This is a genomic window from uncultured Pseudacidovorax sp. (assembly GCF_913773995.1).
Taxonomy (GTDB): Bacteria; Pseudomonadota; Gammaproteobacteria; order Burkholderiales; family Burkholderiaceae_C; genus Xenophilus.
In genome coordinates this window covers 21,476-28,218 of sequence record NZ_CAJYES010000183.1, presented here as the reverse complement: position 1 = coordinate 28,218, position 6,743 = coordinate 21,476, and the positions used below count along the sequence as shown (strand labels likewise).

The window sequence follows — 6,743 nt, the reverse complement described above, 5'->3', positions numbered from 1 at the left end:
CGCCCCCGGCGCCATCGGGCGCCGCCTCCAGGCTGCGCACGATGGCCTGCCTCACCCCGCCACCAGGAGTTGGCGCCATGAATTTCTCCAAGTTCTTCATCGACCGGCCGATCTTTGCCGGCGTGCTGTCGCTGCTGATGCTGATCGCCGGGCTGATCGCGCTGCGCGGCCTGCCGATCTCCGAGTACCCCGAAGTCGCACCACCGCAGATCGTGGTGCGTGCGCAGTACCCCGGCGCCAATCCCAAGGTCATCGCCGAGACGGTGGCCACGCCGCTCGAAGAGCAGATCAACGGCGTGGAAGGCATGCTCTACATGAGCAGCCAGGCCACCACCGACGGCGTGATGACGCTGACGGTGACCTTCCGCCTGGGCACCGACCCCGACAAGGCCCAGCAGTTGGTGCAGAACCGAGTGGCGCAGGCCGAGCCGCGGTTGCCGGAGGAGGTGCGGCGTCTGGGCCTGGCCACGGTCAAGAGCTCGCCGGACATCACGATGGTGGTGCATCTGGTGTCGCCCAACAAGCGCTACGACATCGACTACCTGCGCAACTACGCGGTGCTCAACGTCAAGGACCGGCTGGCCCGCATCGAAGGCGTGGGCCAGGTGCAGATCTGGGGCGGCGGCGAATACGCGATGCGCGTCTGGCTCGATCCGCAGAAGATGGCCCAGCGCGGCCTGTCGGCCAACGACGTGGTCTCCGCCATCCGCGGGCAGAACATCCAGGCCGCGGCCGGCGTGGTCGGGGCCTCGCCGGGCCTCTCGGGCGTGGACCTGCAGCTGTCGGTCAACGCGCGCGGCCGGCTGGCCAATGAAGAGGAATTCGGCGACATCATCGTCAAGGGCGGCGGCGCGGGCGAGCCGTCGACACAGGTCGTGCGCCTGCGCGACGTAGCCCGCATCCAGCTGGGCGCGGCCGACTATTCGCTGCGCTCGCTGCTGGACAACGACCCGGCGGTGGGCATCGGCGTCTTTCAGGCGCCGGGCTCCAATGCGCTGCAGATCTCCGAGCAGGTGCGCCGCACGATGACCGAGATCCAGAAGGCGATGCCCGAAGGCGTGGAATACCGCATCGCCTACGACCCCACGCAGTTCGTGCGCGCGTCCATCGAGTCGGTGATCCACACGCTGCTGGAGGCGGTGGCGCTGGTGGTGCTGGTCGTGATCCTGTTCCTGCAGACCTGGCGCGCATCCATCATTCCGCTGCTGGCCGTGCCGGTGTCGGTGGTGGGCACCTTCGCCGTGCTGCACCTCCTGGGCTTCTCCATCAATGCGTTGTCGCTCTTCGGCCTGGTGCTGGCCATCGGCATCGTCGTGGACGACGCCATCGTGGTGGTGGAGAACGTGGAGCGCAACATCGAGGCCGGCCTCACGCCGCGCGAGGCCACGTACAGAGCCATGCGCGAGGTGTCGGGGCCCATCGTCGCCATCGCGCTGGTGCTGGTGGCGGTGTTCGTGCCGCTGGCCTTCATCTCGGGCCTGACGGGCCAGTTCTACCGGCAGTTCGCCGTCACCATCGCCATCTCGACGGTGATCTCGGCCATCAACTCGCTGACGCTGTCGCCTGCGCTTGCAGCGCTGCTGCTCAAGGGCCACGACGCGCCGCGCGATGCGCTCACGCGCGGCATGGATCGGCTGCTGGGTGGCTTCTTCCGCGGTTTCAACCGGCTGTTCCACCGCGGCAGCGAGGGCTACGGCCGCGGCGTGCGCGGCGTGATCTCGCGCAAGACGCTGATGCTGGGCATCTACGTCGCGCTGGTCGCGCTGACCTTTGGCCTGTTCAAGGCGGTGCCGGGCGGCTTCGTGCCCACGCAGGACAAGCAGTACCTGATCGGCTTCGCCCAACTGCCCGACGGCGCCACGCTGGACCGCACCGACGACGTGATCCGCCGCATGGGCGACATCATGAAGAAGAACCCCAACGTGGAAGGCACGCTGGCCTTCCCGGGCCTGTCGATCAACGGCTTCACCAACAGCTCCAACGCGGGCATCGTGTTCGCCATGCTCAAGCCCTTCGACCAGCGCAAGGCGCCAGAGCAGAGCGGTGCGGCCGTGGCTGGCCAGCTCAACCAGGCCTTCGCGGGCATCCAGGACGCGTTCATCGTGATGTTCCCGCCGCCGCCCGTGGCGGGCCTGGGCACCACCGGCGGCTTCAAGCTGCAGCTGGAAGACCGTGCCTCGCTCGGTTACGAAGCCATGGACAAGGCGGTGCAGGCCTTCATGGCCAAGGCACGGCAGACGCCCGAACTGGCGGGCATGTTCACCAGCTGGCAGGTCAACGTGCCGCAGCTCTTCGCCGACGTGGACCGCACCAAGGCGCGGCAGCTGGGCGTGCCGCTGACCGACATCTTCGACACGCTGCAGATCTACCTGGGCAGCCTGTATGCGAACGACTTCAACAAGTTCGGTCGGACCTACAGCGTGCGCGTGCAGGCCGACGCGCCCTACCGTGCGCGGGCCGAGGACATAGGCGCGCTCAAGGTGCGCGCGTCCTCCGGCGAGATGATCCCGCTGTCCGCCCTGATGAAGGTCGACGCGAGCTTCGGCCCCGAGCGCGCCATGCGCTACAACGGCTACCTCACGGCCGACGTCAACGGCGGCGCCGCGCCCGGCTATTCCTCGGGCCAGGCGCAGGCGGCCATCGCGCGCATCGCTGCCGAGACGCTGCCGGCGGGCATCGACTTCGAATGGACCGACCTGACCTACCAGGAGATCCTGGCGGGCAACTCGGCGGTCCTCGTGTTTCCGCTGGCCATCCTGCTGGTCTTCCTGGTGCTGGCCGCGCAGTACGAAAGCCTGACGCTGCCGCTGGCCATCATCCTGATCGTGCCCATGGGGCTGCTGGCGGCGATGACCGGCGTGTGGCTCTCGGCGGGGGACAACAACGTCTTCACGCAGATCGGCCTGATCGTGCTGGTGGGCCTGTCGGCCAAGAACGCGATCCTGATCGTGGAGTTCGCGCGCGAGCTGGAGTTTGCGGGCCGAACACCGTTACAGGCCGCCATCGAGGCCAGTCGCCTGCGGCTGCGGCCCATCCTGATGACCTCGCTGGCCTTCATCATGGGCGTGCTGCCGCTGGTGCTGTCCTCCGGCGCGGGCGCCGAGATGCGCCATGCCATGGGCGTGGCCGTGTTCGCCGGGATGATCGGCGTGACCGCCTTCGGCCTCTTCCTCACGCCTGTCTTCTACGTGGCGCTGCGCCGGCTGGCCGGCAACCGGCCGCTGCGGCAGCACGGCCAGGTGCCGGCCCATGCCGACGACTTCGTGTCTGCCGAGCATCCTGTCGCGCCGGGCCATCACGGCGGCGGGGGTGGTGGCCTCGCGGCTCTGCCCGCGGCACCGCGCGGCGCTCACGAATGACGCCCAGGCATTCCTTGTTCACGAGGACAACGACCATGACAAACACGCACTCGACCACGAGGGGGCCGTCGTCGACGGACGCGACCATGACCCGTACAGCGCAAGTGCGCAGCGCCTTCGATCGCCTCCAACCGTTCGCGCTGAGCCTGTCGAAGCGCCGCACCCTCGTTCCGCTGCTGGCCGCCCTGGTGCTCGCTGGCTGCGCCACCGCCCCGGCGCGGCTGCCTGCCGTCGCCACGCCCGCCCGTTTCAAGGAAGCGCTGCCCGTCACTCGGACCACGACCGAAGGCCGCTGGACCGAGGCCGCCGCCGCCGAGGCCCAGCCCCGCGGCGAATGGTGGAAGGCCTTCCAGGACCCGGTGCTCGATGCGCTTGTGGCGCAGGCGGCCGAGGCCAATACCAGCCTGCAGCAGGCTGCGGCCCGCGTGCGGCAGGCGAGGGCGCTGTTGCGCAATGCCGAGGCCGACCGTTCGCCGCAGCTTGGCCTGGGAGGCGGCGCCACGCGGCAGCGCGGGCTGGATCGCAACCAGTCCACCCAGCCTTCCACGCTGCTCAACGCCGGCCTCAGTGCCTCGTGGGAGTTGGACCTCTTCGGCCGCCTGTCGCGCCTGCAGGACGCCGCTGCACTCGACGCCCAGGCGCGCGAGGCCATTCTGCAGAGCACGCGCCTGATGGTGCAGGCCGAGGTCGCGCAGACCTACCTGGCCCTGCGCGCCGCCGACGAGGAGCGCGCCCTGGTGCGCGACGGCGTGGCCGCCTACCGCGACACGCTGCGCCTCACGCAGCGCCGCGAGCAGGCCGGCGACGTGGCCGCGCTGGACGTGGCGCGGATGCAGGCCGAGGTCTCGGCCAACGAGTCCGAGGCCCTCGCCCTGGATCGCCGCCGTGCCGAACTGGAGCATGCATTGGCCGTGCTGGTCGGCCGTGCGCCGGCGGACTTCGGCATCGGTGTCGATCGCTGGCAGACCGCACTGCCCGTGGTGCCGGCGGGCGTGCCCTCCACCGTGTTGCTGCGCCGGCCCGACGTGGCCGCAGCCCAGGCGTCGGTGCTGGCCGCGCAGGCCCGCGTGGGTGCGGCGCAGGCGGCGTACTTCCCGGACGTCGCACTCACGGCCGGCGGTGGCTTTGCGTCGTCGGAGCTGGGCGACCTGTTCAAGTGGTCGGCGCGCTCCTGGGGCGTGGGTGCGCTGCTGTCGCTGCCGCTGCTCGATGGCGGACGCCGGGCCGCGGGTGTGGAGCAGGCGAGCGGCGTGCTCGACGAGGCGGTCGCCGCCTATCGCGCCCAATCGCTCGATGCCTTCCGCGAAGTGGAGGACCAGCTCTCGGGCCTGCGTCTGCTGCAGCAGCAGGCCGCTGCGCAGGCCACGGCGGTGGAGGCCGCGGCGCGGGCCCTGCAGCTGTCGGACACCCGCTACCGCAACGGCTACATCAGCCAGCTCGACGTGCTCGATGCGCGCCGCAGCGAGCTGCGCAATCGGCGGCAGGCGCTGCAGGTGCGGTCGGCGCAGTACCAGGCCACCGTGGCGCTGGTGCGGGCGCTGGGCGGGGGATGGGGAGGCGCGCCGATGGCGGCCGCGCAGTCATCGTCGACCGCGGACACGGCGGCCGCGGCTTTGGTGAACAAGGAGGGTTCGTAGCCGCTGAGTGGCGCCCGCAGCGGGTTACTGCCTGAGTGACGGCGAGCGTCGTCGATCAACGCACGGTGTCGGGCGCGGTCTCCGCTTCGAGCCGCGTCAGCCAGCGCATCGCCTCTAGCCGCGAGCTGCCGCACATCTCGGCCGACGGTGCCAGGCCGCCGCAGCAGGCCGGCCGCTCGGGCAGGCCGAAGATGCGGCAGCGGTTGTCGTCGGAGAGCTGGATGCAGCGCACGCCCGCTGGCTTGCCGTGCGGCATGCCGGGAATGGGGCTGGAGATGGAGGGCGCGGTGCAGCAGGCACCGCAGTCGGGGCGGCAATCCATGGCGGGCACTGTAGTGGACGCCGTGAACCACAGACCGGTGCAGGGCCGGCGGACCGGCGTTGGCTGCGTCAGAGTGCAGCGGCCAGCTTGAGCGCCGCGTCCCCCAGGCCGCCCAGGATGCGGTCGGCCAGCTCGGCCGGAAAGCCCGCAGGCAGCTCACCATGGACCGCCGCGACCACGCCGGGCGTGAGCGCAGCGGCGGCCTCGATCAGCGCCGCCACGCCGCGGCCGTCTGCCGCCAGCACCCCGTGGCGCTGACCGAGCGTGACCCAGTGCCGCGGCAGGATTTCCCGCAGCTTCCAGTGCGCGTTGCGGCCGCGCACCGCCATGGCCATGCGGGCCTTGTGGGCCGAGATGGCGCCTGGCCCTTCCCCGAGCACCGGCCAGGCCGACAGCACGTCGTACAGCGGCGTGAGCTGGTAGCGACCGCCGGGCCGCAGGAACAGGCTGAAGTTCTTGGCATGGCCGTCGGTGGCGCCGAGCATCCAGAACAGCAACTGGGCGATGAAGAAGGTGCGGCGGTCATCCTCGCGCGTCAGCGATCCATCGAGCACACCCATGATTCGGTCGATGCCGGGCCCGCCGTCCGCCTCGTACTTGGCGTCGGGCGGCGTGCCGGTGGCCTGGCAGAAGTCCTCCTGCGGCAGACGCAGCAGTTGCTGCCGCCCGTCGGGGCCGGTCCACCAGCGCCGGTCGAAGCGCTCCACAGCCAGCACCCGCATGTCCTCGAACTGCAGCGGCCGGCAGTCGGCCACCGGCAGGCCGAAGGCACGCAGGATGCGCGCGCACAGCCATTCGTTCTCCACCGAGTGGCGCATGTCGATCCTCATGCCGCCGACGAGGCCGAGCGGCAGCTTGAGGATGTGCGTGGTGGGCGTGCTGCCCTGCGGCAGGCACCAGCGGCCGTCCTGCAGCAGCAGGGCGGTCTTCTCCTGTGCGCCGGCGATGGAGATGCGCAGGTCCTCGTCGTCGGCTGCGAGTCCCAGGGGTGCGGCGGCCGTGGCGCTGCGCAGGATGGCTGCGACGCGTGCCTCGCTGAGTGGTTCGGCCTGGATGGCGCGGGAGGCGCTTGAGGCTTCGCCCTCGGGCAGGATCTCCAGGGCTCCGACACAGTCCCGCCCCATGCGGGCGAGCAGGGCGAAGGCGTCCGTGCTGCCCGTGCCGTGCCGCCGCGCCATGCGCTCGCGGATGTCGCGGCTGTCGGGCAGCAGGTTCTCGAAGTAGGCCCGCACCTTCGGGCCGCGGTGCGGCGCGTTGCCGGGCGTGAAAGGCAGAGACAGGGACAGCGGCCGGCCTTCGGGCGACCGGGTCCAGTCGGCGTCGTAGTGCAGCGTGTCGGGCGCCTGGGGCGCCAGGCTCCAGGTGCCGACGAAGGCGCCATTCATCCAGAGGCCCAGGGCGCGGCGATGGGTGCGGCGGCCCATG

Annotated in this window: 4 protein-coding genes; 2 read left to right on the top strand and 2 right to left on the bottom strand. The window is 70.8% G+C overall.

What is annotated here, in order from left to right; all coding sequences use genetic code 11:
* The first annotated feature begins 77 nt into the window (after window positions 1-77).
* Window positions 78-3,359: an efflux RND transporter permease subunit gene (locus tag QZ772_RS16845; RefSeq protein ID WP_295528668.1), complete on the top strand. Its 3,282-nt coding sequence runs from the start codon at window positions 78-80 to the stop codon at window positions 3,357-3,359.
* 86 nt (window positions 3,360-3,445) lie between these two features.
* On the top strand, window positions 3,446-4,996 hold the full coding sequence (locus tag QZ772_RS16840; protein ID WP_295528666.1) for an efflux transporter outer membrane subunit: 1,551 nt from the start codon (window positions 3,446-3,448) through the stop codon (window positions 4,994-4,996).
* A gap of 55 nt (window positions 4,997-5,051) precedes the next feature.
* Here the strand turns inward: QZ772_RS16840 and QZ772_RS16835 are convergent, their stop codons facing one another.
* Together QZ772_RS16835 and QZ772_RS16830 are read right to left on the bottom strand one after the other, a co-directional pair.
* Entirely contained in the window at window positions 5,052-5,318 is a 267-nt protein-coding gene (locus tag QZ772_RS16835) for a YkgJ family cysteine cluster protein (protein WP_295528664.1), read from the bottom strand.
* Window positions 5,319-5,386: 68 nt separating this feature from the next.
* The gene (locus QZ772_RS16830; protein ID WP_295528662.1) at window positions 5,387-6,742 is read right to left on the bottom strand and encodes a type II toxin-antitoxin system HipA family toxin; all 1,356 of its coding nucleotides are present in this window, start codon (window positions 6,740-6,742) and stop codon (window positions 5,387-5,389) included.
* Window position 6,743: the final 1 nt, after the last annotated feature.